Origin of the sequence: Arthrobacter alpinus, assembly GCF_900105965.1 — a bacterium.
GTDB classification, from domain to species: Bacteria; Actinomycetota; Actinomycetes; order Actinomycetales; family Micrococcaceae; genus Specibacter; species Specibacter alpinus.
Genome location: NZ_FNTV01000001.1, coordinates 2,470,409 through 2,495,916 on the forward strand (window position 1 = coordinate 2,470,409; position 25,508 = coordinate 2,495,916).

24 protein-coding genes and 1 riboswitch are annotated in these 25,508 nt (G+C 61.8%); of the genes, 9 read left to right on the plus strand and 15 right to left on the minus strand.

Annotation, left to right across the window (positions count from 1 at the left end; translation table 11 throughout):
- Window positions 1-10: 10 nt before the first annotated feature.
- From BLV41_RS11285 to speB, 3 genes are all read right to left on the minus strand, one after another.
- Complete coding sequence (locus tag BLV41_RS11285; RefSeq protein WP_074711715.1) at window positions 11-1,843, minus strand: HSP90 family protein; 1,833 nt, start codon at window positions 1,841-1,843, stop codon at window positions 11-13.
- 136 nt (window positions 1,844-1,979) lie between these two features.
- Window positions 1,980-3,659, minus strand: a complete 1,680-nt coding sequence (locus BLV41_RS11290; protein ID WP_074711716.1) for a thiamine pyrophosphate-binding protein — start codon at window positions 3,657-3,659, stop codon at window positions 1,980-1,982.
- Complete coding sequence (gene speB, locus BLV41_RS11295) at window positions 3,656-4,738, minus strand: agmatinase (protein WP_074711717.1); 1,083 nt, start codon at window positions 4,736-4,738, stop codon at window positions 3,656-3,658. Before speB ends, BLV41_RS11290 begins: the two co-directional genes overlap by 4 nt.
- Before the next feature lie 305 nt (window positions 4,739-5,043).
- On the opposite strand from speB, the gene BLV41_RS11300 reads away from it, so the two are divergent.
- Entirely contained in the window at window positions 5,044-7,023 is a 1,980-nt protein-coding gene (locus tag BLV41_RS11300; protein ID WP_074711718.1) for an APC family permease, read from the plus strand.
- A 44-nt stretch (window positions 7,024-7,067) separates the two neighbouring features.
- On the opposite strand, the gene BLV41_RS11305 is transcribed toward BLV41_RS11300, so the two are convergent.
- On the minus strand, window positions 7,068-7,655 hold the full coding sequence (locus BLV41_RS11305) for a helix-turn-helix domain-containing protein (RefSeq protein ID WP_074711719.1): 588 nt from the start codon (window positions 7,653-7,655) through the stop codon (window positions 7,068-7,070).
- A gap of 213 nt (window positions 7,656-7,868) precedes the next feature.
- On the opposite strand from BLV41_RS11305, the gene BLV41_RS11310 reads away from it, so the two are divergent.
- Together BLV41_RS11310 and BLV41_RS11315 are read left to right on the plus strand one after the other, a co-directional pair.
- Entirely contained in the window at window positions 7,869-9,341 is a 1,473-nt protein-coding gene (locus tag BLV41_RS11310; protein WP_083360956.1) for a sodium:solute symporter family protein, read from the plus strand.
- Window positions 9,342-9,429: 88 nt separating this feature from the next.
- A riboswitch (SAM riboswitch) is annotated at window positions 9,430-9,540 on the plus strand.
- Window positions 9,541-9,552: 12 nt separating this feature from the next.
- The gene (locus tag BLV41_RS11315) at window positions 9,553-9,837 is read left to right on the plus strand and encodes a hypothetical protein (RefSeq protein ID WP_044577007.1); all 285 of its coding nucleotides are present in this window, start codon (window positions 9,553-9,555) and stop codon (window positions 9,835-9,837) included.
- Window positions 9,838-9,932: 95 nt separating this feature from the next.
- Here the strand turns inward: BLV41_RS11315 and BLV41_RS11320 are convergent, their stop codons facing one another.
- A complete protein-coding gene (locus tag BLV41_RS11320; RefSeq protein WP_074711721.1) occupies window positions 9,933-10,307 on the minus strand; it encodes a VOC family protein in 375 nt (124 codons plus the stop codon).
- A 72-nt stretch (window positions 10,308-10,379) separates the two neighbouring features.
- Between BLV41_RS11320 and BLV41_RS22780 the strand changes: the two genes are divergently transcribed.
- Window positions 10,380-10,505, plus strand: a complete 126-nt coding sequence (locus tag BLV41_RS22780) for a hypothetical protein (protein ID WP_280138608.1) — start codon at window positions 10,380-10,382, stop codon at window positions 10,503-10,505.
- 32 nt (window positions 10,506-10,537) lie between these two features.
- Here the strand turns inward: BLV41_RS22780 and BLV41_RS11325 are convergent, their stop codons facing one another.
- Both BLV41_RS11325 and BLV41_RS11330 read right to left on the minus strand, forming a co-directional pair.
- Window positions 10,538-10,765, minus strand: a complete 228-nt coding sequence (locus BLV41_RS11325) for a biotin/lipoyl-containing protein (RefSeq protein ID WP_044577000.1) — start codon at window positions 10,763-10,765, stop codon at window positions 10,538-10,540.
- Between the two features lie 108 nt (window positions 10,766-10,873).
- Complete coding sequence (locus BLV41_RS11330) at window positions 10,874-11,083, minus strand: hypothetical protein (RefSeq protein WP_074711722.1); 210 nt, start codon at window positions 11,081-11,083, stop codon at window positions 10,874-10,876.
- Window positions 11,084-11,261: 178 nt separating this feature from the next.
- On the opposite strand from BLV41_RS11330, the gene BLV41_RS11335 reads away from it, so the two are divergent.
- The gene (locus BLV41_RS11335; RefSeq protein ID WP_044576993.1) at window positions 11,262-12,356 is read left to right on the plus strand and encodes a VIT1/CCC1 transporter family protein; all 1,095 of its coding nucleotides are present in this window, start codon (window positions 11,262-11,264) and stop codon (window positions 12,354-12,356) included.
- An 11-nt stretch (window positions 12,357-12,367) separates the two neighbouring features.
- Here the strand turns inward: BLV41_RS11335 and BLV41_RS11340 are convergent, their stop codons facing one another.
- Window positions 12,368-13,480 (minus strand): LOG family protein, encoded by a 1,113-nt coding sequence (locus tag BLV41_RS11340; RefSeq protein WP_074711723.1) that lies wholly within the window; start codon window positions 13,478-13,480, stop codon window positions 12,368-12,370.
- Between the two features lie 103 nt (window positions 13,481-13,583).
- Here BLV41_RS11340 and BLV41_RS11345 point away from each other — a divergent pair, with 103 nt between their 5' ends.
- Entirely contained in the window at window positions 13,584-13,892 is a 309-nt protein-coding gene (locus tag BLV41_RS11345; RefSeq protein WP_044576988.1) for a rhodanese-like domain-containing protein, read from the plus strand.
- 87 nt (window positions 13,893-13,979) lie between these two features.
- Here BLV41_RS11345 and BLV41_RS11350 read toward each other — a convergent pair whose 3' ends face one another.
- Together BLV41_RS11350 and BLV41_RS11355 are read right to left on the minus strand one after the other, a co-directional pair.
- The gene (locus tag BLV41_RS11350) at window positions 13,980-14,807 is read right to left on the minus strand and encodes an aldo/keto reductase (RefSeq protein WP_275425688.1); all 828 of its coding nucleotides are present in this window, start codon (window positions 14,805-14,807) and stop codon (window positions 13,980-13,982) included.
- Between the two features lie 24 nt (window positions 14,808-14,831).
- Window positions 14,832-16,052: an MFS transporter gene (locus BLV41_RS11355; RefSeq protein WP_074711724.1), complete on the minus strand. Its 1,221-nt coding sequence runs from the start codon at window positions 16,050-16,052 to the stop codon at window positions 14,832-14,834.
- Between the two features lie 147 nt (window positions 16,053-16,199).
- On the opposite strand from BLV41_RS11355, the gene BLV41_RS11360 reads away from it, so the two are divergent.
- On the plus strand, window positions 16,200-16,658 hold the full coding sequence (locus BLV41_RS11360) for a MarR family winged helix-turn-helix transcriptional regulator (protein ID WP_074711725.1): 459 nt from the start codon (window positions 16,200-16,202) through the stop codon (window positions 16,656-16,658).
- 122 nt (window positions 16,659-16,780) lie between these two features.
- Window positions 16,781-18,151, plus strand: a complete 1,371-nt coding sequence (locus BLV41_RS11365; RefSeq protein WP_074711726.1) for an NAD(P)-binding protein — start codon at window positions 16,781-16,783, stop codon at window positions 18,149-18,151.
- A 148-nt stretch (window positions 18,152-18,299) separates the two neighbouring features.
- Here the strand turns inward: BLV41_RS11365 and sucD are convergent, their stop codons facing one another.
- The 5 genes from sucD to BLV41_RS11390 form a co-directional block, all read right to left on the minus strand.
- Window positions 18,300-19,202 carry a succinate--CoA ligase subunit alpha gene (gene sucD / locus BLV41_RS11370; protein ID WP_044576971.1) on the minus strand — a complete coding sequence of 301 codons (903 nt, stop codon included), beginning with the start codon at window positions 19,200-19,202 and terminating at the stop codon, window positions 18,300-18,302.
- 14 nt (window positions 19,203-19,216) lie between these two features.
- Window positions 19,217-20,386, minus strand: coding sequence for an ADP-forming succinate--CoA ligase subunit beta (gene sucC / locus BLV41_RS11375; protein ID WP_044576968.1), 1,170 nt, complete (start codon window positions 20,384-20,386; stop codon window positions 19,217-19,219).
- A gap of 302 nt (window positions 20,387-20,688) precedes the next feature.
- Window positions 20,689-21,390, minus strand: a complete 702-nt coding sequence (locus BLV41_RS11380) for a hypothetical protein (protein WP_074711727.1) — start codon at window positions 21,388-21,390, stop codon at window positions 20,689-20,691.
- Window positions 21,391-21,396: 6 nt separating this feature from the next.
- Complete coding sequence (gene pcrA, locus BLV41_RS11385) at window positions 21,397-23,964, minus strand: DNA helicase PcrA (protein ID WP_074711728.1); 2,568 nt, start codon at window positions 23,962-23,964, stop codon at window positions 21,397-21,399.
- A 12-nt stretch (window positions 23,965-23,976) separates the two neighbouring features.
- Window positions 23,977-24,828, minus strand: a complete 852-nt coding sequence (locus BLV41_RS11390) for an inositol monophosphatase family protein (RefSeq protein WP_074711729.1) — start codon at window positions 24,826-24,828, stop codon at window positions 23,977-23,979.
- A gap of 32 nt (window positions 24,829-24,860) precedes the next feature.
- Here BLV41_RS11390 and BLV41_RS11395 point away from each other — a divergent pair, with 32 nt between their 5' ends.
- On the plus strand, window positions 24,861-25,487 hold the full coding sequence (locus BLV41_RS11395; protein WP_074711730.1) for a hypothetical protein: 627 nt from the start codon (window positions 24,861-24,863) through the stop codon (window positions 25,485-25,487).
- Window positions 25,488-25,508 lie beyond the last annotated feature (21 nt).

Genomic DNA, 25,508 nt, shown 5'->3' on the forward strand with positions numbered 1-25,508 from the left:
GCCGGGTGAATTAGTGGTTCAAGCTCAATTGCACAAGATCGCCCAGCGACTCGCTCAACAGATTGCGTTGGGCAACTCCCAGCGGCAGATGGGCGGCCAACATGGCTTGTACGTACAGCAGTTTGATGGTCCGGTTGAAAACCGCCTCGTCACTGCTCTGCGCCAGCGTCCGGATCAGCGGGTTGTCCCAATTGGCGCACAGCGTTGCCTTGGCCAGTTGACCGTTGAGTTCGGACGCGGTTTCCAACGATTTCTCGGCCTTGGCCAAAACGTCATTCCACAAGGAGCTGGCCACCCTCCGGGCTGCGCTGCGTTGCATACCGCGCAACACGGCATCGTCGGCCAGGTACAAGGCAGAGACGTCCGACGGCGTGAAGCTGCGGACACCCACCTGAACGTCAAAGGCGGTCAATACGGCACTGGCGCGCTGCTCAAAGTCCAGCACTGCCGCCCGTTCTGACAGTGCCGGAACCGCCAAGGAATCCAGCAGTGACGCCAGCTCAACCTTGTCAACGCTGGTGCCTTCAAAGAGGAATGGGAGGCGCCGGATAATCTCCGCGTCATACACGTAGCCGCCGTTGACCACCGGATCCTCGGCAGGAACAATTGCCGCGATCTGGCGGAATTCCTCCAATGACTCGGTGTAGCGAATGTGCTTTTGGCGCTCGATAAGCTCCTCGATGCTCATCCGTCCGGCAGTTGTTTCAACGCTAAGCCAGCGCGTCAGGAATGAAGCAAGTTCGTCGTCGTGCGCTACCAGCGATTTCAGGCCCAACTGGTGAATGGAGACAAACTCAGCCAGTTTGTGCGGGGCACTGGTCCCCACCCGGATAATCCATGCCCGCAGCGCCGCGCCCAGCTCCTCACGGGTCGCTTCCAAGGATTCATCAGCAACCAGCGATTCGCGGGAGGCCGTGGGCTTGAGCCCGTTCGAATCCACCACGGCGCGGACAAAGAATGCCCACTCCGGCAGCAGATCCTGGTTGCGCGCATCCACCAACATGCCACCGAGATAGACGGCGTGCGCGGCGCGCGCCGAAGGCGGCGGTGCATAGGGCAGGATGTAGGCGGTTCCCCGGGTTCCGGTGGCAGGCCCGCCAAGTTCAATCACATCCAGCGGCCGAGCCCCGAGCAGTTGCGTGCCAAGCTCCAAAATATCGCCGCGTTGTTCCAGGCGTGCTTCTCCGGTCAAGGCAAAAACGGGCGGCCGGTTTATGGCATCGAAGCCGCCGGAGGCGTTGGCAATCAGGATGGGGACCGGCAGGTATTGAGCAAAGCGTGTGGCCAGTTCGGTAACCTTCGCGTGACGGCACAGCTCAGCCTCGTCGGCACGGGGCCGCAGCCGGACACTGGTTCCCACAGGAAGATCGAGGTCATCCAGCACCGTCACGCTGAAGGTGCCGGCCGCCAACCCGACCCACCGCACGGCGCTTTCACCGGCCTTGCGCGAAACTACCTCGATCTCATCGGTGACCATGAAGCAGGAAAGCAGCCCGATGCCGAACTGTCCCAACCGGTCCTCGCGGGGAAGGTCAAAAATATCGCGTTTGGAGCTGCGGCCCACGGTGGCCAGCAACTGACTCATCTCATCAGCGTTGAGCCCCACACCGTCATCATCCAGGCGAAATACCGGATTCTCCGTGGTGACCGGGAAGATCCGGATCTCTCGGCGACCGGCCGGTCCCTCGTTTTCACGCCGCGAGGCGATGGCGTCGCGTCCATTTTGAATCAGCTCGCGGAGATACACCTGCGGCCCGGAATAAATGTGACGACTCAACAGGTCCACGACGCCGTGCAGGTCAACTTGGAAAGGGCGGTTCTCGGAACCAACGGCAAAACTCATGGGAACCATCCTATCGGCCGCCACCCACACGCGGCTGCGCGACCGACCCCTCGCCACCTGCCGCCGAACGTCCAGTAGATGCCGATGTTTCTCGACAATATCGGCATCTACTGGACGTTCGGAGTGAGGGAGTGGGCTAGATATCCAGGTGGGTGGGACCGAACATCTTTAACAACACATCGACCACGACGACGTTCGGCCCGTCCGCGGCAAAGCCGGCCTTGAGCGCAGCACCCACGTCTTCGGGCTTCACACGCTGCGCAGGGACGCCGAATGCCTCCGCCAACGTCACGAAGTCAGGACGGGCCAGCTCGGTGTGAGTGGCCTTTCCGAAGGCATCGATCATGTACTCGCGCAGGATGCCGTAACCACCGTCGTCAACAATCAACCATGTGACAGGGGCGTTGTGCTGCTTGGCCGTGGCCAGTTCGGCGATGGAGTACATGGAGGAACCATCACCGGCAACCGCCAACACGCGTGAGGGCTTGCCTTGGCTTTGCAGCCCCAGCGCGCCACCAATGGCAGCCGGGAAGCCATAGCCGAGACCGCCGGCACCCTGGGCCGAATGGAACTGTCCGTCCTTGGAATCCCAGCAGCTCCAGCCCCAGTAGGCGGAGATGGTCATGTCCCAAAACGTCTGCATGTCCGCCGGGACCGCAGCACGAATATCAGCCATGAATGTGCGCTCCAACGCCAGGTCCTGGCCATCAAGCCGGGCCTGGACCTTGGCGAGGGTCTCCTTGACCACGGTTTGCGGGGAGACGCCGTGCCAGTTGGCCTTGTCGCCGTGCGGCTCCGTCAGGGCCTCGTCCAACGCACTCAATGCCTGGCCGGCGTCGGCCCGGATACCCAAGGCTGGACGGTTGGATTCCAGAACCCGCGGCTCGGCGTCGATCTGGATGATGCGGCCGCGCGGCTCCATGGTGAAGTAGTTGCTGGACACCTCCCCTAGTGAGGAGCCGATAACCACCAGCACGTCGGCATCCTCGAGGACCTCGGTGACGTATCTGTCCTCAATCCATGACTGCAGCGAGAGCTCGTGCGTCCAGGGGAATGCGCCATTGCCGCCCGGGGTGCAGATGACGGGCGCGTTCAGTTTTTCAGCGATGGCCAGCAACTGCCCCTCTGCCCTGCCCCTGCGCACTCCGCCGCCAGCCACGATGGCAGGACGTTCGGCGGAGGAGAGCCACTTGACCGCTTCCCGGATAAGTTCCACGCGCGGCGGGTTGTCGAACGGTTCGGCCAACGCATCTTCCACGGCAGGCACAAAAATGGGGTCCAACAGAACGTTCTGCGGCACCTCGATCCAGACCGGGCCTTGCGGGGAGGACACGGCTTCGGTCCAGGCGTCCTGGATGGCGGAGGGAATGCCCGAGGCGTGCTGGATGAGCCGCTGGCTCTTGGTCACGTTGGCCGCGGAGGCCTTCTGGTCATCAAGCTGGTGAAGCATTCCCTTGCGGCGCGCACCCAATCCCTCCAACGGAATCTGGCTGGCCACAACAATCATGGGCACGCCGGTTGCGTAGGCTTCCTGCAAGCCTGCCAAGGCCGTCAGGGCGCCGGGGCCGGTGGACAGGAACAGCACGCCAACCTCGCCGGTGGCCCGAGAGTAGCCATCGGCGGCAAAGGCCGAGTTGTTCTCCACCCGTGAGGAGACAAAGTGCAACGGCGAACGGCTGAGCGCATCAAAGAGGCCCAAGGCGTGCTGTCCGGGGATGCCAAAAACAGTCTTGGCACCGAGTGCTGTCAGGGTCTCGACGACGAGGTCGCCACCGTTGCGCTGGACTGTGGCTGTGCCCGCGGAAGAGTCCGTCACTTGCTCTCCCCCTCGGTGGTGGCGGTCGGCGCGAACCCGGCCGGCCGGCGTCGTGCTTCTGCATCCAGGGCCTGGGCGGCGTAGCCGTTGGGGGTGCCGAAGCGGTCCCCCTCAACGAAGTTGTCAGCCATCAAGGTCACCAGTTCATAGCCCACGTGGCTGGCGGCGATGCCCGTGATCTCAGCGTGGTCGTAGGCCGGGGCCACCTCCACGATGTCTGCTCCCACCAGGTTCATGCCGCGGAAGCCGCGAATGATCTCGATCAGCTCTCGGCTCGTGATGCCGCCGGCCTCTGGGGTTCCGGTGCCGGGGGCGTGCGCCGGGTCCAGGACGTCAATGTCCACGGAGATGTAAAGCGGGCGGCTGCCGATGCGGTCGCGGATCTTCGCTACTGTCTCGAGGACGCCCTGGTAGTAAACGTCGGCGGCGGTGACGATGCCGAAACCGAAGCGGTGATCGTCGTCGAGGTCCTTCTTGCCGTAGAGCGGACCGCGGGTGCCAACATGCGAGATGGCTTCGGTGTCCAAGATGCCTTCCTCCACGGCGCGGCGGAAGGGGGTGCCGTGCGTGTATTCGGCACCGAAGTAGGTGTCCCAGGTGTCCAGGTGCGCGTCAAAGTGCAGCATGGCCACGGGCTCGCCGGCGCGCTCGGCGGCGGCGCGCAGCAGCGGCAGGGCAATCGTGTGGTCGCCACCGATGGTCAGCAGTTTGGCGCCGCCGGCGGTCAGATCCAGCGCGTTCTGCTGGATGGTCTCAATGGCTCCATTGATATTGAACGGGTTCACGGCCATGTCGCCGGCGTCGGCAACCTGGCAGTTTTCAAAGGGGGAGACATCCCAGGCCGGGTTGTAGGGGCGCAGCAGGCGGCTGGCCTCGCGCACATGGTTGGCGCCGAAGCGGGCACCCGGGCGGTAGGAGACGCCGCTGTCGAAGGGGACTCCCACAACGGCAACATCGGCCTTGGCAACCTGGTCCAGTCGCGGGAGGCGCGCGTACGTCGCAGCGCCCGCATAGCGCGGAATTTGGGAAGAATCGATCGGGCCAAGGTTCCCGTTCGCCTCGATACGGAGCTCTTTCATGGATGTCCTCATCTCTAGGGCAGTGACTCGGAAGATGCGGCGCAGTTGACGTGCGTCACATCCGAGTAGTTGTTCACCATCGTACAACTCAAGTTGCCTAATGTGAACCAAATGTTTCACATTAGATACTTTTGCCGCGCTGGCCGCCCGGACTGTGACCCAGAAAATAGCGGCGTATAGATTCCGTTAAGAACCCGCTCAGACCCCCCTTCCCGGTGCTAGTCTCCATATGCCGGGCGGTGGAACCCCAATTCATCGCCCGGCACTCGGCCGTCCCTGGACGGCATCACACCGAAAGGCCTCGCGTGACCTCGCTGACCAAAGCTCCAAGCGAACCCTGGGATACAGGGAAGCTCCACGGAAAGGCAGCCATGCATCAATGGCTGCTTGAGGGCATGCCGGAAAGTTCAGGCAAACGGCAAGGACCACACGGTCGCCCTGCTGCCAACCACAAACCGCATTCGTGGTGGCGCGTCATGTGCCTGACAGGTCTGGATTACTTCTCCACCCTTGGCTACCAGCCGGCCATCGCCGCGTTGGCCGCTGGAGTGCTGGCACCGCTAGCCACAATTGTGCTGGTGCTGGTCACCTTGCTCGGCGCCCTTCCCGTCTACAAGCGCGTAGCCAGGGAAAGTCCCAACGGAGCCGGTTCCATCGCCATGCTCGAGCGCCTGCTCCCGCGCTGGTGGGGCAAGTTGTTTGTTCTGGCACTGCTGGGATTTGCCGCGACCGACTTCATGATCACCATTACGCTTTCGGCTGCTGATGCCACAGCGCACGTCATCGAAAATCCCTTTGCACCTGATTTCCTTCATGGACAGAACGTCATCATCACCCTTGTGCTGGTTGCCGCCCTGGCGGCGGTCTTCCTGCGTGGATTCAAGGAGGCCATCGGCATCGCCGTGGTTCTTGTGGCCGTCTTCCTGACATTGAACCTTGTAGTCATCACCATTGCACTGATCAAAGTGGTGCACAGCCCGGTCCTGACGAACGATTGGTGGACGGCGCTCACCACTCAACACGGCAACCCCATCATGGTTGTGGCCATTGCCCTCCTGGTGTTCCCCCGGCTGGCGTTGGGTCTCTCCGGATTTGAGACGGGCGTTGCCGTCATGCCTCAAATCAAGGGCCCAGACACTGACACTGAAGATAACCCGAAGGGCCGCATCAGGGGCGCCCACCGTCTGCTGACCACGGCCGCGGTTATCATGAGCACGTTCCTGATCACCTCATCCCTGGCCACCACCATATTGATCCCGGCGGCCCAGTTTCAGCCCGGCGGAGAAGCCAATGGCCGAGCTCTGGCCTTCCTCGCCCACGATCTCCTGGGTGAAGGCTTCGGCACTGTTTACGATGTCAGCACCATCGCCATCCTGTGGTTTGCCGGGGCAAGCGCCATGGCAGGATTGCTCAACCTGGTCCCGCGTTATCTGCCGCGCTTTGGCATGGCACCCGAGTGGGCCGGTGCCGTCAGGCCGCTGGTCCTGGTGTTCACCGCCGTCGCACTTTTGATCACCATTATTTTCAAGGCCGACGTCGATGCCCAGGGAGGTGCCTACGCCACCGGCGTGCTGGTGCTCATCACCTCGGCGGCGATCGCCGTAACGCTTTCCGCCAAACGCAAGGGCGAGCGTGGCAAGACCATCGGCTTTGGCGCAGTCTCGCTGGCGTTCCTCTACACCACCGTGGCGAACTCGATCGAGCGGCCGGACGGGCTCAAGATCGCCCTGATGTTTATTTTGGGCATTGTGGTGGTCAGCCTGCTCTCACGCATACGCCGCTCCTTTGAGCTGCGGGCCACCTACATTCGCATGGATGAGGCCGCGATGGGCTTCGTGGCCGCCGTGGATGAGGGCAATATTCGCATCATCTCCCACGATCCCAAGAAGCGCAGCGCTGCCGCGTACCGACGCAAGCTGACGCAGGCCACGCAGGTCAATGAAATGGGAGATCCGCGTTGCGTGCTGTTCATGGAAGTCATTGTGGATGACTCCTCGGACTTTGAAACGGCCCTCGAGGTCCGCGGCATCACCCGGCACGGCTACAAAATTCTGCAGGTGCACAGCTCCAACGTCCCGAACACCATCGCCGCCGTGCTGCTGCACATTCGCGACGCCACGGGCATGATCCCGCACATTTACTTCCGCTGGACCGAGGGAAACCCCATCAACAATCTGCTCAAATACTTGCTGATCGGTGAGGGCGAAATTGCCCCCGTCACGAGGGAAGTGCTGCGCGAAGCCGAACCCGAACTCACCCAACGCCCCTGGGTCCACGTCGGCTGACACCGCCCATGCCTGAGGCGTCGCGCAGCGGGGTGGGTTGAACGTCAGCTGTTGCCGGAACCCGATGCTGCGGGGACCAGAATCCACAGGGCTTCCACGGGGTTATGCGTGCGGTTTTCCCAACTGTGCGGCTCGCGCCCGGGGAAGGAGAGCGTATCCCCGGACTTCAGGTCATAGGACTCACCCGTCATGATGAGAGTCAAGTCACCGCTGATGATATGCAGCACATCCACGTCGCAGTCCACGGCATACAACTCGGACTCACCGCGGCCATAAGGTTCGATCGTCGCACTGAGGACTTGGAGCCTGCGTTCCGAGCGGGAGGTTAGCAGCCGCTCAACAATTCCCTCGCCACCCAAGGAAATGCGCGGCCCCTCTCCCCTGCGGCTTAGGTGAGTTTCCGGAGCGGCGAACAAATCGCCGATGGAAATGGAAAGAACCTGACACATAGTCACAAGCGAGGCCACGCTGGGTGAGGTCAGGTCCCGTTCAACCCTGCTAAGAAAACCCTTTGTCAGGCCAGTGGCATCAGCCACCTGCTCAATGGTGAGCCGCTGATCTTGCCGAGCAGCACGGATGCGCGATCCAATCGCAACCGGCTCGGAGCTCGGTTCCAGGGGCAATGCTTTCATGACGGCTCCTCATAGTTGCCCAATTTTTCACGCGGCACATTGACTGTAACTACCATCACAGTTTAGCCTAATAGACAACAAATGTTGCTCAAGAGGCAATTCCCGTTGGATGGAACCCAACTACCATTTTCTTAGGGTAAATCCCATAACTTTCGCACACTGGAGCATCACGTGGACTTAAACATCGGCATAGTTGTCATATATTTAGTGGCCATGTTGGCCTTTGGCTGGTGGGGTAAATCCCGTACCAAGAACAATAGCGACTTTCTCGTCGCCGGCCGCCGCCTCGGCCCGTTCCTCTACACCGGAACCATGGCCGCCGTCGTGCTTGGCGGGGCCTCCACTGTTGGTGGCGTGGGTCTTGGCTACAAGTTCGGCATCTCCGGCATGTGGCTGGTGGTCGCGATCGGCGTAGGCGTATTGCTGTTAAGCGTGCTCTTTGCCCCAACGCTGCAGAAGCTGAAAATCTACACGGTTTCCCAAATGCTGAGCCTGCGCTACGGCCAGGAGACCACCAAGGTGTCAGGCATCGTCATGCTGGCCTACACGATCATGATCTCGGCAACTTCCACCGGCGCCTACGCCACCATCTTCGTGGTGCTGTTCGGTTGGGATCGCTGGCTGGCCATCGCCGTCGGCGGTGCGATCGTCTTGGTCTACTCGACCATTGGCGGCATGTGGTCCATCACCCTGGCCGACCAGGTTCAGTTCGTCATCAAGACCGTGGGCGTCTTCTTCCTCATGCTCCCGTTTGCTTGGAACGCCGCGGGCGGCATTGACGGCATCCGTGAGCGCGTGGATGCAAGCTTCTTCCAGTGGGACGGCATCGGCACCCAAACCATCATCACCTACTTTGTGGTTTACACCCTGGGCCTGCTCATTGGCCAGGACATTTGGCAGCGCGTCTTTACGGCCCGCACCCCGGAAGTTGCCCGCTGGGGCGGTGCCACCGCCGGCATTTACTGCATCCTCTACGGTGTGGCCGGCGCATTGATCGGAATGGCCGCCTCCGTGGCCCTATCCACCACTGTGGAACTCAAGGACGACGTCTATGCCCTCGTCGCCACGGAACTGCTGCCCATCGGCATCGGTGGCATCGTGCTGGCCGCCGCCGTTGCAGCCATGATGTCCACGGCATCCGGTTCGCTCATTGCCGCCGCCACGGTGGCCCGCAAGGACGTCATTCCCTTCGTCGCCAGCTGGTTCGGCAAGGACATCGACAACTCCGATTCCGCCAACCCGGAGCACGACATCAAGGCAAACCGCTGGTACATCCTGGTGATCGGCCTGCTTGTGGTGCTGATTTCCATCGTGGTCAACGACGTGGTGTTCGCCCTGACCATCGCTTACGACATCTTGGTAGGCGGCCTGCTCGTGGCCATCATTGGCGGCCTCATCTGGAAGCGCGGCACCGGCCTGGGCGCAGCCTGGTCCATGGCCGTTGGCTGCGTGGTCACCATCGCCTCCTTGGTCATCTACGCCACCGGCATCATCCACAGCGTCGATGGCATCTACGCCAACGAACCTATCTACTTCGGGCTGATCGCCTCGTTGGTTGTCTACGTTGTGGTTTCGTGGCTTACCCCGGCCACCCCGGCCCACATCCGCAAAGTCTGGGATGACCGCCTGGCAGCGGCCGCCACCGATTCCAACACCGATGAGGTGCCTGCGGACCTGCAGAAGTAAGGGCCCAATATTGTTGGTGGTGGGTGGTGACGTAATTTATTACGTCCCCACCCACCACCAGCCGTTTAAGCAGTAGCCTTGATTACAGCTTCATGAGATGCGGCGCCAAGCTCCGACTGGCCGCACACCAACCCCATGCTTCACGGGTGGTTCGGATGAGGAAGTGACCGGTGGAAAAGTTCCACGGTAAGAGCATGCAAAGGCATTGACCATGACCCTGACTTCTGTTGCCCCCGCAATCAAGCGCCCGTCCACCCGCACCTCCGGAATTCCGGTGCTGCCCGCCGTGGACATCAACCTCGGTGCCGTCACCTTTTTCACCCCCACCGGCCACCACGCCTACTTCTCACCCGAGGCGGTGGAGTTGGTTGATGCGCTGGAGCGTGCAGTGCGCCCGGCCCTGTGGATCCCCGAGATTGGCACCCTGGTCATCACCGTGGCGCAAACCGGTGTGCGCGCCGGCCGCGGCCTGGGCTTCCGGCTGTCCGCCTACTAGGTCTCCCCCAACCACGCACGACGCCGGGTACCCGGCTAGGACTGACCCGCTCGCCAAGGTGCGGAGCTTAGTACGCGTGGCCCAGCGTCAACGACCTAGAAGTATGGCTGGGTAATGAGCTCTTGACCGTGCCCCGCCGGATCCTTCACGTAGAATCCGCGTCCGCCGTGCTCTGTGTTCGTCTCGCCCGCACGCGTCATTTGCGGGTCGGCCCAGTACTCCACGTGCTGGTCATTGAGGCGCGCCACGGCTCGATCAAAGTGGGCATCGTCGACCAGAAAAGCGTAGTGCTGCATCTGAATTTCCACGGGCGGCTCTGCAAATTGCAGCATCACGCCTCCGTCGAGAATGATGTTGCTGAACGGCCCCCAGGACTGGGCAGGTTCGGCTTCGATCAGCTCGCAATAAAAGCGCGCGGATTCGTCACGATCCTTGGCGGCAATGATGGTGTGATTGAAAATTGCTGACACGTTAGTCTCCTTCATTTGCTGAAAAGTCGCTTGTTCACATAGGCCCATTGCGTGCGTGGTGCATCGCGGGACATGGCGCAATTGCTTCAGGGCGAAGGAGGCGCCCTGCTGCGCGAGGGAATCAACGCAGGGCACGGGGCGGAACTCAAGAACCAGCCGGTTGGCCAATCCGTGGTTGGCGCAAGGCCGATCCGGTAATCACCCGTTTAGCCTACAGTTGGCGGGAACTCTTATTCAATGGTGGCGATCACGGCACCCTGAGCCACCTCGTCTCCCTCGGCAACCACCCACGCCAAGGTGCCGGCAACCGGGGTGTTGATCTCGGCGTCGAATTTGTTGACAGTAACCTCGGCAATGACCTGGTAGGCAGCCACGGCGCTACCGTCTGGCGCACGCCACTCCAGGAGGACGCCGGGTTCGGCAGGATCACCTGACATCATCGGGAAGAGGATTTCCATGCCCCACCGCCTTTCGGGCCGGCTGCGCGACCCTGCAACGAAAGCTTATGCGAGTCCGGTCCCTCAGGGAATGCACAGCGGAACCCCGGCCTAGGAATGCCGTTCAATTCACGCGCCGGGGGCAGCTTTTTTCTTCACGGCCATGGCGGTTGCACTCCACGCGGCGGCCAGCGCTGCGGCGGTGCTCGATGCCATAACCACCATTCCAACATTGCCTTTGATCAGCCCGGCAACAACCAACGCGGCCATTGAGACCAGTCCCAAGGCAAACCCCAGCCACGTGTAGCGGGCTCCGCTGTTTGCGGTGGTGGCGTTCATGGGTGGCTCCTTGGAGATGGAAAGTGGATGAATTGAAGCGATGCCATGACCCTACGCAAGTACTTTCTGTAATTGCTTCATACTTTCCGGTGGGCCGAAACTTTTTCGCTAGGACAACCAGCCGAAAAACCGCGATAATCCGCGCTAAAGTTGAGGCTGACTTTGAGGAGCAAGACCCGTGGCAGAACGCATCCCCACCCCAGCCGAGATAAAGCGGTGGCGTCAGTACCTGGCCGATGAACGGGCCGAGGCAGCCGTGTATCGTGATTTGGCCAAACGCCGAGAAGGCGAAGAGCAACAAATTCTGTTGTCCTTGGCTGAAGCTGAAGGACGTCACGAACAGCACTGGCTCAACCTCCTGGGTTCGCATGCGGGCCCACCGGTGCGGGCCTCCTTGCGCAATCAAGTGCTGGGTCTGCTGGCCCGCCGCTTCGGATCTGTCTTTGTCTTGGCGCTGGCCCAGCGCTCAGAATCGCGCTCCCCCTACGCTGGCGACGTTGATGCCACCGATGCCATGGCTGCCGATGAATCAATCCACGAAGAAGTGGTCCGGGGCCTTGCCACTCGCGGCCGGATCCGCCTTTCAGGATCATTCCGCGCCGCCGTTTTCGGTGCCAATGATGGCTTGGTCAGCAACCTTTCCCTCGTTGTCGGCATGGCGGCCACCGGCGTTTCAAGCCAGGTGGTCCTCTTCAGCGGCATCGCCGGGCTCTTGGCCGGAGCGCTGTCCATGGGTGCCGGCGAATTTGTTTCCGTCCGTTCCCAACGCGAACTCCTTGACGCGTCCCAACCAACCCAGATCACGCTGACGGCCGCAAAGTCATTGGATCTGGAAAACAATGAACTGGTACTGGTTTACCTGGCACGCGGCATGTCCCACGAAGCGGCCGAACACCGAGCCGCCGAACGAATGGGCCAGTTCACCTGCGATTGCGATCCGAGCCTGTCGCTGCAGCCGGAGAATTTTGAGGCCGCTGACGAACACGAGACTCTCGGCACCGCCTGGGGCGCCGCGAGCTCAAGTTTTTGCTTCTTTGCCTCCGGCGCCATCATCCCCATCATCCCGTTCCTCTTTGGCATGACCGGCGTTGGATCTTTGATTCTGTCCTGCGTTTTGGTGGGCGTCAGCCTAATGGGAACGGGCGCCATGGTGGGCCTGCTCTCCGGCGCTTCCCCCATGTGGCGCGGTCTGCGCCAGCTGGCCATCGGCATGGGCGCAGCCGCAGCGACCTACCTCTTGGGCCTGGCATTTGGCGGCGTGATCGGAGGATAGGAGGCGGCGGGTCAGGCTGCCAGAACTGCTACGGCTTCGGCCACGGTGTCCACGACATGCACGTGTGGCGCCATGGATCGGCCCACCGACAACGTCCGCAGCAACGGCAGGGCGGGAACCTGCTCCTCCCAGAAGTGGCGACCCACCAACACCATCGGAACCACGGCACCTTCTGCCGCGTAGTAGTTCTCGCAGGCATCCTGGAAGATTTCCTGAACAGTCCCGGCCGCACCGGGCAGGAACACGATCCCGCCCCGCGAACGGTCCAGCAGGACTGATTCGCGCAGGGCGTTGGTGAAATACTTCGCGATCTTTGTGGCAAGGATATTGGGCGGTTCGTGCCCGTAAAACCAGGTGGGAATCCCCAGGGTCTGGGCCCCGCCCGGATGCGCGTCAACCACGGCCAAGGCGGTCCGGGCCCACTCGGTCACCGAGGGGCGAAATCCGGGGACGGCAGCCAAGGCGAGAAGGGCACTTTCCAAGGTCCCGGCGTCGTACGTTGACAGGTAGGCGCCAAGATTTGCCGCCTCCATGGCACCCGGACCACCGCCTGTCGCTACCAAGAAGCCGGCCAGGCTCAGGGACCGCCCAAGTTGCGCAGCCTGGGCGTACTTCGCACTTCCACGCGGCGCATCGTGACCACCCATAACTCCCACAACGGGAGCTGTCAGCTCGCTCAAAAGGTCATCGAGGGCGTCGGAAATGGCGTGATCATGCATGGCCGAGGCGAGGGTGGCGTGCAACGATGGGGCCCGGCCGGCTTGCAGGCTCCACTGGTAAATGCGGGCGTCTGACACGTCCTCGTAGTCGGCCTCCGCGATGCCAGCGTAAAGCTCGGCACCGGTGTACAGGTGGCCGCGATAAGGGTTGAAGGGAAGATGCGGCAGGGTGGGGAAAATCAATGCACCCCGCGCACGCAGCAACTCCTCGATCCCCGGATCAAAGACACATCCCATGAACACCGAACCAGGCGCCCGCAACACCACCAGCACCGAGGACCGTCCACGCAGATCCACCGATTGAAAGTGCCAGCCGCGCATGGACTTCGCACCACCTGCCACCAGCTCGTCAAATCGAGGCAGCGATTCAATCTCAAGATCGCGGGGAGCAAGGGGTGCGTTCACTCCTCCAGCCTAGTCGCGGCCGTCCGTGTCAACCTCAAAATCCCGTTACGGTTGAAGGGAAACGTTCAGGCGCCCCACCGGCGTCCAATCACGAGGAGCACCCATGCAGGAAATCAACACCGCCGATGTTTTGGCCGCGGATTCAAACGTCCAGATCATTGACGTTCGCGAATCCGCGGAGCTGGCCACCGGCATGATCGAAAACGCCGTGCACATTCCTTCAGGTTCCGTGCTGGACCGCGCTGGCGAACTCGACAAGTCGCGGCGCGTCATTGCGGTCTGCCACGGCGGCGGGCGCAGCGGCCGCGTTGCCGCGATCCTAACCGAGCTTGGATTCAACGCCGACACGCTTGGTGGCGGCATGAGCGGTTGGGAAGCCGAAGGCCTGCCGATGGTTTCACCGGCTCAGTAACTACCCAAAAACACGGAAATGGTCTTTCGCTGTTGATAAATCAACGGCGGAAGACCATTTCTGTGTCACGGAGCAGTACTGCCAGATTTAGCCGTTGAACTCGGCCGGGTTCGGGCCCGTGCGGCCGTCGCGCTCGAGCGCATCGATCGCAGTGAGGTCCGCATCGCTGAGTTGGAAGCCCACAATATCCAGGTTCTCGGCAATGCGGGCAGGGGTGACCGACTTGGGAATGATGACCCGACCCTGCTGCAGGTGCCAGCGCAGGATGACCTGAGCGGGTGTGCGGCCATGCGTTTCGGCGATGGCGAGCACGGCAGGATCGCTCAGGACGGCGCCCTGGGCAAGCGGGCTCCACGCCTCGGTGGCAATTCCATTGGCAGCATCAAAGCTGGCAATGGCGCGCTGCTGGAGGGCTGGGTGGATCTCAACCTGGTTCACGGCCGGGACGGTTCCGCCCAGGGCAATGATCTTTTCGAGGTGCTCAGGCAGGAAGTTGGAGACACCGATGGCTCGCACACGGCCGGCCGACAACAGTTCTTCCAGCGCCTTCCACGAGTCCAGGTACAACTCCTTGGCGGGTGCCGGCCAGTGGATGAGGTACAAATCGAGGTAGTCAAGGCCCAACTTGGCCAGGCTTTCCTCATACGCAGCCAAGGTTGCCTCGTAGCCAAGATCGGCGATCCATACCTTTGAGGTGATGAACAGTTCCTCGCGCGCCAGTCCGGAAGCGGCCAACGCGCGGCCGACCCCCTCCTCATTGCCATAGATGGCGGCAGTGTCGATGCTTCGGTAACCGGCCGCCAACGCTGCTGTTACCGCAGCCTCGGTCTCGTCGTTGGGCACCTGGAAGACGCCGTATCCGATTTGCGGCATGACCACACCGTTGTTGAGCGTAATAGTGGGGATGGAATTCATGATGTTCTCCTTTTATTCGGTGATTTAGAGGACTTGGGCAGGTTCGCCTGCAGGGGCCGGAAGAGGTTCGACGCGGGATGGCAGCTTAGCTTCTTCTGCGGGGAGTTTTCTCCCGTTCGCTGCCGCGTAGCTCATGACAATGACTGCCAGCACTGTCAGCCCGGCACCGGCCCAGATGGGTGAGGTGTAACCGAGCCCCGCAGTGATGGTGACGCCACCGAGCCAGGCGCCCAGCGCATTGCCCAGGTTGAAGGCGCCGATGTTGGCACCGGAGGCAAGCGTTGGTGCCGCCGCAGCGTATTTCATGACACGCATCTGCAGACCGGGGACGGTTGCGAAGCCAAATCCACCCATGAGGAAGAGGGAGGCGATGGTCATGGGCTGGTTGGAAGCAGTCAGTGCGAACAGGGCGAGAATGATCACCAATGCCGAGAGGACGATCAAGAGCGTCTTATCCACGTTCTTGTCAGCAGCCTTGCCACCAAGCGTGTTGCCGATGAACAGGCCCACTCCGAAGAGGATGAGCAGCCACGGCACGGTGGTGGCGGCAAAGCCCGTCACGTCGGTCAAGGTAAAGGCAATGTAGGTAAACGCACCAAACATGCCGCCGTAACCAAGAACCGTGACCGAGATGGACAGCCATACCTGGCGGGACTTGAAGGCCCTCAGTTCCCCGCGCAGTCCGGCTCCGCGTTCATGGTGCAGATTTGGGACCAGGGCCAGGATGCCAATGAGCGAGATCACGCCGATGACCGTGATGGCCCAAAATGTGGAGCGCCACCCGGCATGTTGGCCCAACAACGTACCAAAGGGCACGCCCAGCACATTGGCTGCCGTCAGCCCGGTGAACATGATGGCGATGGCGCCAGCTTTCTTGCTCGGGGCCACCATGTCGGCTGCCACGACGGCGCCAATGCCAAAGAACGCCCCGTGACAAAGGGCCGCGATGATGCGCCCGATCATCATGGTGGTGTAGTCCGGCGCCATGGCGGAAACCAGGTTTCCCACAATAAAGAGAACCATCAGGCCGGCAAGTACGGGCTTGCGCGGAAGCCGGGTCACGGCCGCCGTCAGGAACAGTGCACCAATAACCACGCTCAAGGCGTATCCGGAGATCAGCCAGCCTGCGGTGGCCTCGCTGACCTGGAAATCTGCAGCAACGTCAGGGAGCAACCCCATAATGACAAATTCGGTGAGTCCGATGCCGAACCCGCCAAGTGCCAATGCGATCAGGCCGAGAGGCATGATTCTCCTTCAAAGACTTGGGGATGTGAAATAAGGCGCGTAAGCTAGTAGTTGCAGACGCTTTATAAATTGTTGCACACGCAATTAGCAGGCGCAAGCAACTAAATTGGTTTGTGCCACATCACACATTTCACGAGGGGACCACGCATGGGAATCAAGGACGACGCCGTCGAAATTCGCGCGCAGGGTTGGCGGACTCTGGCAGCCCTCCACGGCCTGATCGAAGCGAGCATGGAGAAAGCTCTCCAAAACGACGCCAAGTTATCCGTGGTTGAGTACACGGTTCTGGACGCCCTGGCTCGGCAAGATGGATGGCACATGCGCATGCAGCAGTTGGGACGCGCCACGGCACTGAGTCCCAGCGCCACCACGCGGCTCGTCAACCGACTTGAGGACCGAGGTCTGCTGACTCGCATTCTGTGTGCGGATGATCGCCGCGGCATCTACACCGAACTGACTGCCGCCGGCTCGCAATTGCTGGCCACGGCACGCCCGGTCCACGACGAAGCCTTGGAGTGCGCCTTGGCCGAGGCCGCTTTGCTGCCGGAACTGGCGCCCCTGGTTGAGGCACTCCCCCAGCTCCACGCCGTGGTGCCTGTAGCTTAGAACGGCATTTTCGAGCTGCCATGGCCACCCAGTCCCACCGCGGCCGAAGGCCGTCGAATTTTCCACGTCATGGACGCTCCTTTCCCCTTGTTGTGCGGCCAGCTCGGTGCTTGGATTAGTCCATGACGCGCGTAGTGCAGGCAGACTACCTCGTGGTCGGGGCCGGAGCCGCGGGCATGGCGTTCACAGATGCACTGATTGACCACTCCAATGCCCGCGTCGCCATCGTGGACCGGCGTCACGGGGTTGGCGGTCACTGGCTCGATGCTTACCCGTTTGTCCGCCTGCATCAGGCCTCTGCCTTCTATGGCGTCGCCTCGACACTGCTGGGCCGCGGCCAAATTCAGCATCGGGGTCCGGAAACCGGGCTGCACGAGCGGGCCGATGCGGCAGAGATCTGCTCCTACTACAGTCACATCCTGACGGACCGAATGCTGGATTCCGATCGGGTGGAATTCCTCCCTAACTGCGAATACCTGCCCACCCGTCAAATTCGCTCACGCGTCTCCGGCCAGATTCTGGAGGTGTCCCCGGATTGCCGCGTTGTGGATGCCCGCTACCTCTCCCCCGATATTCCGGCGCAGACTCCTGCGCCGTTCGAGGTGGCCGTCGGCACCCGGGTCATTCCCGTCAGCGATCTATCCCGCATGGATGAGGCACCAAGCCAGTACGTCATCGTTGGCTCGGGCAAGACGGCAAGTGACGCCTGCGTCTGGCTGCTCAACCATGGCGTGGACGCCGGGAACATCTGCTGGGCCAGGCCTCGCGACCCCTGGATGCTGAACCGGGCAGTGGTCCAGCCGGATCCGGCAGTCTTCCTTGGCATGGCCGCCGACATCATGGAAGCGGCTGCTGCGTCGTCATCACTCGAGGCACTGTTCCTGCGGATGGAAGACGCCGGCATCATGATCAGGATCGACCGTACTGTCACGCCGACCATGGCGAAAACTCCCACCCTGGCCACTTGGGAACTTGAACTGCTCCGTACGATCGAGAACGTGGTGCGACTGGGGCATGTTCGCCTGGCCGAGCCGGGCCGCATCACCTTCGACGAAGGCACCGTTTCAACAGCGAGTGACGCCGTCGTGGTGCATTGTGCGGCATCCGGCCTGAAATACCCACCCACCATACCCATCTGGGGGCGTTCGGCCATCACCTTGCAGCCCATCCGGGCAGGTTTCCCCTGTTTCGGGGCGGCACTGGCCGGGTATGTGGAGGCTACCCGCGATGACGACGCGGACAAGAACCGGCTCTGTCCGGCAACCCCGTATCCGAACAGCCTGGCGAGCTGGGCCACCATGAACATGTTGGGAACCAGGGCCGCAATGTCCTTCGGATCCGAACCTGACATCAGGGCCTGGGCCGACGGCGTCGCCATCAACCCCGCGGCCCTTCCACCAGAGCAGGACAGGTCGTCAGCCCTGCAAGAAGTGCTAGGCCGCCTGAAAATTCAGGTCCCGCGTGGCCTGGCTGCATTAGCCGAACTCGTCTAGCTCTCTTCGCCGAGTCAGATGCAAAGCCGCGAAACAGCCTCAGGGCAACGTCTGATTCGGCGGCTTTCGGTCTGACTCGGCGAAAGCAACCGAAGAGGGCACAAAAAAGGGCCCCGTGGAAGTCCACGGGGCCCCAATTCAAACCGGGTTACAGAGCTGCGAAAACTTCGCGCAGCAGTGTTGCGGTCTCGGAAGGCGTCTTGCCAACCTTGACACCGGCAGCCTCGAGGGCTTCCTTCTTGGCCTGTGCAGTTCCTGCGGAGCCGGAGACGATGGCGCCAGCGTGGCCCATGGTCTTGCCCTCAGGAGCGGTGAAGCCGGCAACGTAGCCAACAACGGGCTTGGTGACGTGAGCCTTGATGTACTCGGCTGCGCGCTCTTCAGCGTCGCCACCAATTTCACCAATCATGACGATTGCCTTGGTCTCCGGGTCCGCCTCGAACGCAGCAAGTGCGTCGATGTGGGTGGTGCCGATGACGGGGTCGCCACCGATGCCGATCGCGGTGGAGAAGCCCAGGTCGCGCAGCTCGAACATCATCTGGTAGGTCAAGGTACCGGACTTGGAGACCAAGCCGATCGGACCCTTCTGGGTGATGTTGTTCGGGGTGATGCCAACGAGTGCTTCGCCGGGGGTGATGATGCCGGGGCAGTTCGGGCCGATGATGCGGGTGACCTGCTTGCCTTCGGCGTCAACCTTGGACTGGGCCAGTGCCCAGAACTCAGCTGCATCCTGAACCGGCACGCCTTCGGTGATGACAACTACCAGCGGAACGCCGGCTTCGATTGCCTCAACAACAGCGTCCTTGGTGAATGCCGGGGGAACGAACACGATGGAGACGTCTGCGCCGGTCTCGGCAACAGCTTCCTTCACGGTGCCGAAAACGGGCAGTTCAACTGCGCCGTGAACAACCGTGGTGCCGGCCTTGCGTGCGTTCACGCCGCCAACTACCTGGGTGCCAGCCTTGAGCATCAGAGCGGTGTGCTTGGTGCCTTCGCCGCCGGTGATGCCCTGGACGATGACCTTTGAATCTTTGTTCAAGAAAATAGACATTAGTTTCTCAACCTCTACTTAGCAGCGTGGGCGAGCTCGGCAGCCTTGTCGGCGCCCTCGTCCATCGTGGCGGCCAGGGTGACCAGCGGGTGGTTGGCTTCGTTGAGAATGCGACGGCCTTCTTCAACGTTGTTGCCGTCGAGGCGGACGACCAGCGGCTTGTTGGCAGCTGAGCCGAGCTCGGCCAGTGCGCCGACAATGCCCTTGGCGACAGCGTCACACGCGGTGATGCCACCGAAGACGTTAACGAAAACGCTCTTGACCTGGGGGTCGTTGAGGATGACGTCCAGACCAGCGGCCATGACCTCTGCGGATGCTCCACCGCCAATGTCCAGGAAGTTGGCGGGCTTGACGCCGCCATGGTTTTCGCCAGCGTAAGCAACAACATCCAGCGTGGACATAACCAGGCCGGCACCGTTACCGATAACGCCAACTTCGCCGTCGAGCTTGACGTAGTTCAGGTCCGCAGCCTTCGCCTTGGCCTCCAACGGGTCAGCTGCAGCGGCGTCTTCGAGCTCCAGGTGGTGCGGGTGGCGGAAGTCAGCGTTCTCATCGAGTGAGACCTTGCCGTCCAGGGCCACGATGTCGCCCGCGCCGGTACGAACCAGCGGGTTGACCTCAACCAGGGTTGCGTCTTCCTTCTTGAAGACGTCCCACAGCTTGATGATGGTGGCGGCAACCTTCGGGGCCAGCTCGGCGTTGAAGCCTGCGGCGGCAACGATCTCGTCAGCCTTGGCTGCGTCGATTCCAACGGCCGGGTCAACAGCAACGCGGGCAAGGGCCTCGGGGCGCTCTACTGCAAGCTCCTCGATCTCCATGCCGCCCTCTACCGAGCACATGGCCAGGTAGTTGCGGTTGGCGCGGTCCAGCAGGACGGAGAAGTAGAACTCCTCGGCAATGTCTGCACCCTGGGCAATCATGACCGTGTTAACGGTGTGACCCTTGATGTCCATGCCCAGAATGTCTGATGCATACTGGAAGGCTTCGTCAGCGGTCTTGGCGACCTTGACGCCGCCGGCCTTGCCTCGGCCACCGACCTTTACCTGTGCCTTGACGACTGTGACGCCGCCAATTTTCTCGGCTGCTGCCTTTGCTTCTTCAGGGGTGTGCGCCACGATGCCGGCCAACACGGGAACGCCGTGAGCCTCAAACATGTCGCGCGCCTGGTATTCAAACAGGTCCACGGGTTTGTGTCCTTCTACGTCGAAGTAGTGATTTTGAGGGGCGTTGACCCCTTTTTACACATTACCGTCTAGATCCAAAAGCACATATTTGGCGCGTTGACCACAGTATATTGCGGTTATTCACCTCACAATTGCTTGCTTTCAACGCAACACGAGGATCCTTTTCTTGCGTTCTTGGCTCGCCTGGCACGTCCGGCCAGCTTTCCTTCTGTGAACCTGCATGTGATTAATGCCGTATCTGGCGCGGCTTCGCAAAGCTGCGCCAGAGACAACAACCATGCGCAGCTTGCGAAGGGGATGGATCAGGGCCCGAATATCTCATACTTCTGTGCGGCGATGAAGAAGCCGATTCCGCTGGCCAGATTGGCGCAGGCCACGCCGTCGTCCAGGGGTGCGCAGCGGTAGCCTTGGGCTTCCATGGCAATGCCCGGTGCCAGAACTGGAACGCTCGCCATCTCTTGGCTCACAGCGCCTTGGGGCCCGAAGGCCGCCTCAACAGCCGTGACTCCGGCGCGGCAGCTCCCATAGATGGCCTTATCCGGGTAGAGCACGGCTGTGCCGCCAAGGTATCCAACGTTGGTTCCTGCACAGTTGTCGGCCTGGTCGGCATCATTGACCTGCGGGTACTGCACCATCTGGCAGTTCACCACGGGAATGGAGGGCGCTGGCGCAATGGCGGAATCGGCAAAGTTGTTGGGTTCCCACGGCTGATTGAGATTGCCCGCCTTGGACGCTGTAAAAACGCAGGCGATGTTGCGTGAGTCCGTGACGAATTGGGGCAACTCAGTTGTCATAGCCCCCTCGGTGGCCTGGCCAACCGGCGTGGCCTTGAGCCTGTCAACGTAGCCCGGCGCTGCGGTGGGTCCCTGGCTGGCGGTTGGCGTCCCGCCACCCACTGGGACGGTGATGCAACCGGTCAAGGCAAACAACGCAATCAGCAAAACAACAAAGTCTGTGCTGCGCCTTGGAAGTCCAGGTCGTGCAGCGCTCCGTGTCAGAGGCATGGCACCCTACTCTTCTTTCACCAGCGGCGCGTACCGCAGCAGGAGCCGCTTTTCACCGATCTCGAAGCGGACCTTGGCTACCGATTTATCGCCCGCGCCGCTGACTTCCAGCACGGTACCGTTGCCAAAGCTCGTGTGGTTGACTTTGTCTCCCACGCTGACAGAAACAACTTCTTTTTGCGGCTGGACGCGTCCGGCCACGGCTCGGGCAGAAATGCTCGGCGGAAGAACGCCGGAGTCGCGACCACCCACGGCAGACCCTGCACCCCACGACGACCCCGAATAACGGCTGCTGCCAAAGTCACCGCTCACAGGAGCCACACGTGCCGTGCCTTCGCGCTTCCACTCAATGAGTTCGGCCGGGACTTCCTCGATGAACTGGCTGGCAGGGTTGTACTGGCTTTGGCCCCACAAGCTGCGTACTTCCGAACGCGTCAGGTACAGGCGCTGGCGTGCGCGTGTCAGCCCCACATACGCCAAACGCCGTTCCTCAGCCAGTTCCTTGGGATCCGTGGCTGAGCGCGAATGCGGGAACAAACCGTGTTCCATGCCTGTCAGGAAAACCACGGGGAATTCAAGACCCTTGGCCGTGTGCAGCGTCATGAGCGTCACCACGCCCAGTCGCTTCGCCTCCGCCACAGCCGCCGCGGCCTCCGCTTCGGAGCCGCCGGGGGCGTCGGGGATCTGGTCGGCGTCGGCCACCAGCGAGACCTGCTCGAGGAATTCCCCCAGCGTGCCTTCGGGGTTCTCCTGCCCAAATTCACGCACGACGGCGAGAAGTTCCGCCAGGTTTTCCACGCGCGACTCATCCTGTGGATCAGTGCTCTTGCGCAACGCTTCCAGGTAGCCGGTCTGCTCCAGCACGGCTTCAAGCGCCGTTGCGGGGCTGGCTGTTGCGGCCACCTCACCAAGATCGGACATCATCTTGGCAAAAGTGTTGACGGCGTTGAGGGATCGTGAAGCGATCCCTGGCGCCTCGTCTGCTCGCGCCAAGGCAGCCGAGAACGAGATCCGTTCCCGCTCCGCCAGGGCCGCCACGGCACCTTCTGCACGGTCGCCGATGCCACGCTTTGGTTCGTTGAGAATCCTGCGCAGGTTCACGTCGTCGTCCGGGTTGACCAAGGCGCGCAGGTAGGCCAGCGCATCCTTGATTTCCTTGCGCTCGTAGAACCTGGTGCCGCCCACCACACGGTACGGCAGGCCCACACGCACCAAAATGTCCTCGATAGCGCGGGACTGGGCGTTGGTGCGGTAGAAAATGGCCACATCGCCGGGACGTATGTCCGTCTCATCCTGGAGACGGTCAATCTCCTTGGCGATGAAACGGGCTTCCTCGTGCTCCGACTCGGCCACATAGCCGACGATCTTTTCGCCGTCGCCCTCGGCTGTCCACAACCGCTTTTCGCGGCGGTTGGGATTGCGTGAAATCACGGCGTTGGCGGCACTGAGAATGTTCTGCGTGGAACGGTAGTTTTGCTCCAGCTTGATGGTGTCCGCATTGGGATAGTCCTGCTCGAACTCCACAATGTTGCGAATATCCGCGCCACGGAACGCATAGATGGACTGATCAGAATCGCCCACAACCGTAAGCTGCGCAGGTGCCACGGAATCGCCAGCGTCAGTGCCAACAATCTCCTTGACCAGCGCGTACTGGGCGTGGTTGGTGTCCTGGTACTCGTCCACCAAAACGTGCCGGAACCGGCGCCGGTAGTAATCGGCAACGCCCGGGAAGGCCCGGAACATGTAGACGGTCTGGGCAATGAGATCGTCAAAATCCATGGCATTTGCTTGGCGAAGGCGCTGCGCGTAGCCCTTGTAAACCTCGGCCACGGCCGCCTCGAATGGCTCATTGAAGTTGGTGTTCATGGAGTTTTCATCGTCGTCGATGAGCTCATTCTTCAACGATGAAATCTTGTGCATAATGGCCTTGGGCGCAAACTTCTTCGGGTCCAGGTCCAGGCCCTTGGCCACCAAGGTGATCAGGCGCAACGAATCCGCTGAGTCGTAGATGGAGAAGTTTGAGTTGAGCCCAATGATCTTGGCTTCGCGCCGCAAGATCCGCACACATGAGGAGTGGAAGGTGGAAATCCACATGCTCTTCGCGGCGTCGCCGATCAAGGCCTCAATACGTTCACGCATTTCGGCGGCGGCCTTGTTGGTGAAGGTGATCGCCAGGATCTGGCCCGGATGTGCCTGTCCCGTTGCCAAGAGATACGCAATCCGATGGCTCAGGACGCGGGTCTTGCCCGAGCCAGCACCGGCAACAATCAGCAGCGGGCCTCCCGTGTGAACCACGGCCTCTTCCTGCTGGGGGTTCATTCCCTCAAGCAGTCCGGCGGGGTCCGGCCAACGCGAGGACGAGCCAGCGCCTTCGCTGCCATAGTCAGCATCCGGGGCGCGGTTTTCTGCGGCGTCGCCGACGGCTGGGGGTGCCGGAACGGCCCCGTCTGCGCCGAATTCGGGCATGTCGGCGCCCGGGTCGTCCTGTTCAAAGGGCTGCCAGACGGGCAGACCGGCACCTGCGCTGAGCTTTGGTTTGGACTTTTCGGGGTAAGGGTCAAACAACATATCCATGGTTCATCCAGTCTAGTTCGCCCCACCGACAATCCCGCTTTCCAGGGCAGCCGTGAGTTGTGCCACGGCACCCTGCGGCCCGGCAATGAACCAGTTCAGCCCGTTAATACGTACGACGGCGGTGTCCCCGCCTGCCGCTCGAACGATCCCTTTGCCGGGGAGCCAGTCCCAGGACGGGCAGCTGTGCTGGAACCAGGCACCCAATTCGCCCTGCGCCACGCGTGAAAGATCACAGGAACCCGATCCCATCATGCGTAGCGTGGCGGGCAGTTCCGCGGCGGCCTGCCACGGCACCGCAGCCTGTGGTTGGGCCAGCCAGCTGGGGTGGATATACGTGCCGGCGGACAATTGGGCAATGTCATTTCGGGAATCCACGCCGATCGGTTCTCCGTTGAGCGTGGCCGCGTGCGCCGTCCCGCCCATCCACAATTTGTCCTCTTGCGGTTGGTAGACGGCGCCAAGCAGCACCTCGGCATCGGTGAGGGGATCCGGCGTCGTAACTGAGCCCGGGACCGCGGCAAGTGCCAGTGCCGCGCACCAATAACTTGAACCAGTGGCAAAGTTGAAGGTGCCATCAACGGGGTCGATCACCCACCATCGGCCAGAGGACCCAACGAACCCGGCGCCCTCTTCGCCAAGGATCGAGTCCTCGGGCCGGGCTGCGCGCAACTCCTCGAAGAGGTATTTCTCTGCGGCGAGATCGGCGGCGGTGGCGAAATCGGAGACGCCGTCTTTGATGCGGCTGCCGGCCCGGAGTTCGGCCAAGCCGCCAGCGCGGATTCTCTGGGCCAGGGCGCCGGCGTTGCGCAGTAGTTTCGTCGCCAAATCGCTGTCGGTGAGCGCTGAGAGGGATTCGTTAGACATATCTCCACCCTAGTCGGGGCGATAATGGATGCATGGCTAAAACTCCCGCCCAGCGCGCTTCAAAACATGGCACGACTGCAACTCCGCCCAGCTCCCCTGTGGTCAACACCAGCACACGGCGCACTCCCCAGAAGGCTCAGGGCAACGCCAATTTGATCTTGATTGCCGGATCCGTGGCCAGCCTGTTCCTCTTTGCCTACTTCCACCTGATGACGCTGAACCAGATGACGGCTCTGGCGGACGGCCTGGCCATGCCGCAGTCGTTCGTGTTCGGATTCGATGTGGCCCATGTTCAGGCGCTGCGGGCGGCAATGGATGCCGATGCCCTTGGCCAGCTGAACTACGTGGGCAAGACCGCCGGGACGCTGTTTGCACTAATTTTTGCCGTGACGGCGCTGACGTTGATCGCCGCCAATGTGGCCAAGAAGCCGCTGCGGTGGGCCCTCTGGGCCCTGCCGTTGGCCTTTGCCGCGATTTCCCTGTGGGCCAACGCCGCCGTCGATTCCATGCTGGGCGCCGAGACCCTCAACGCCGGCGCCGTGTCGCTGACCTCTGGCCTTGTCACCGCGTCGTGGATGCTGCTGCTGGCCTCCCTGCTGGCCATCGGCGCCGCCTTGTTCCTGGGCCGGAAGAAAAAGTCGGCTCCTGCCGAGGGCTGAGCAGCCCCCGTTTTTTGCTTG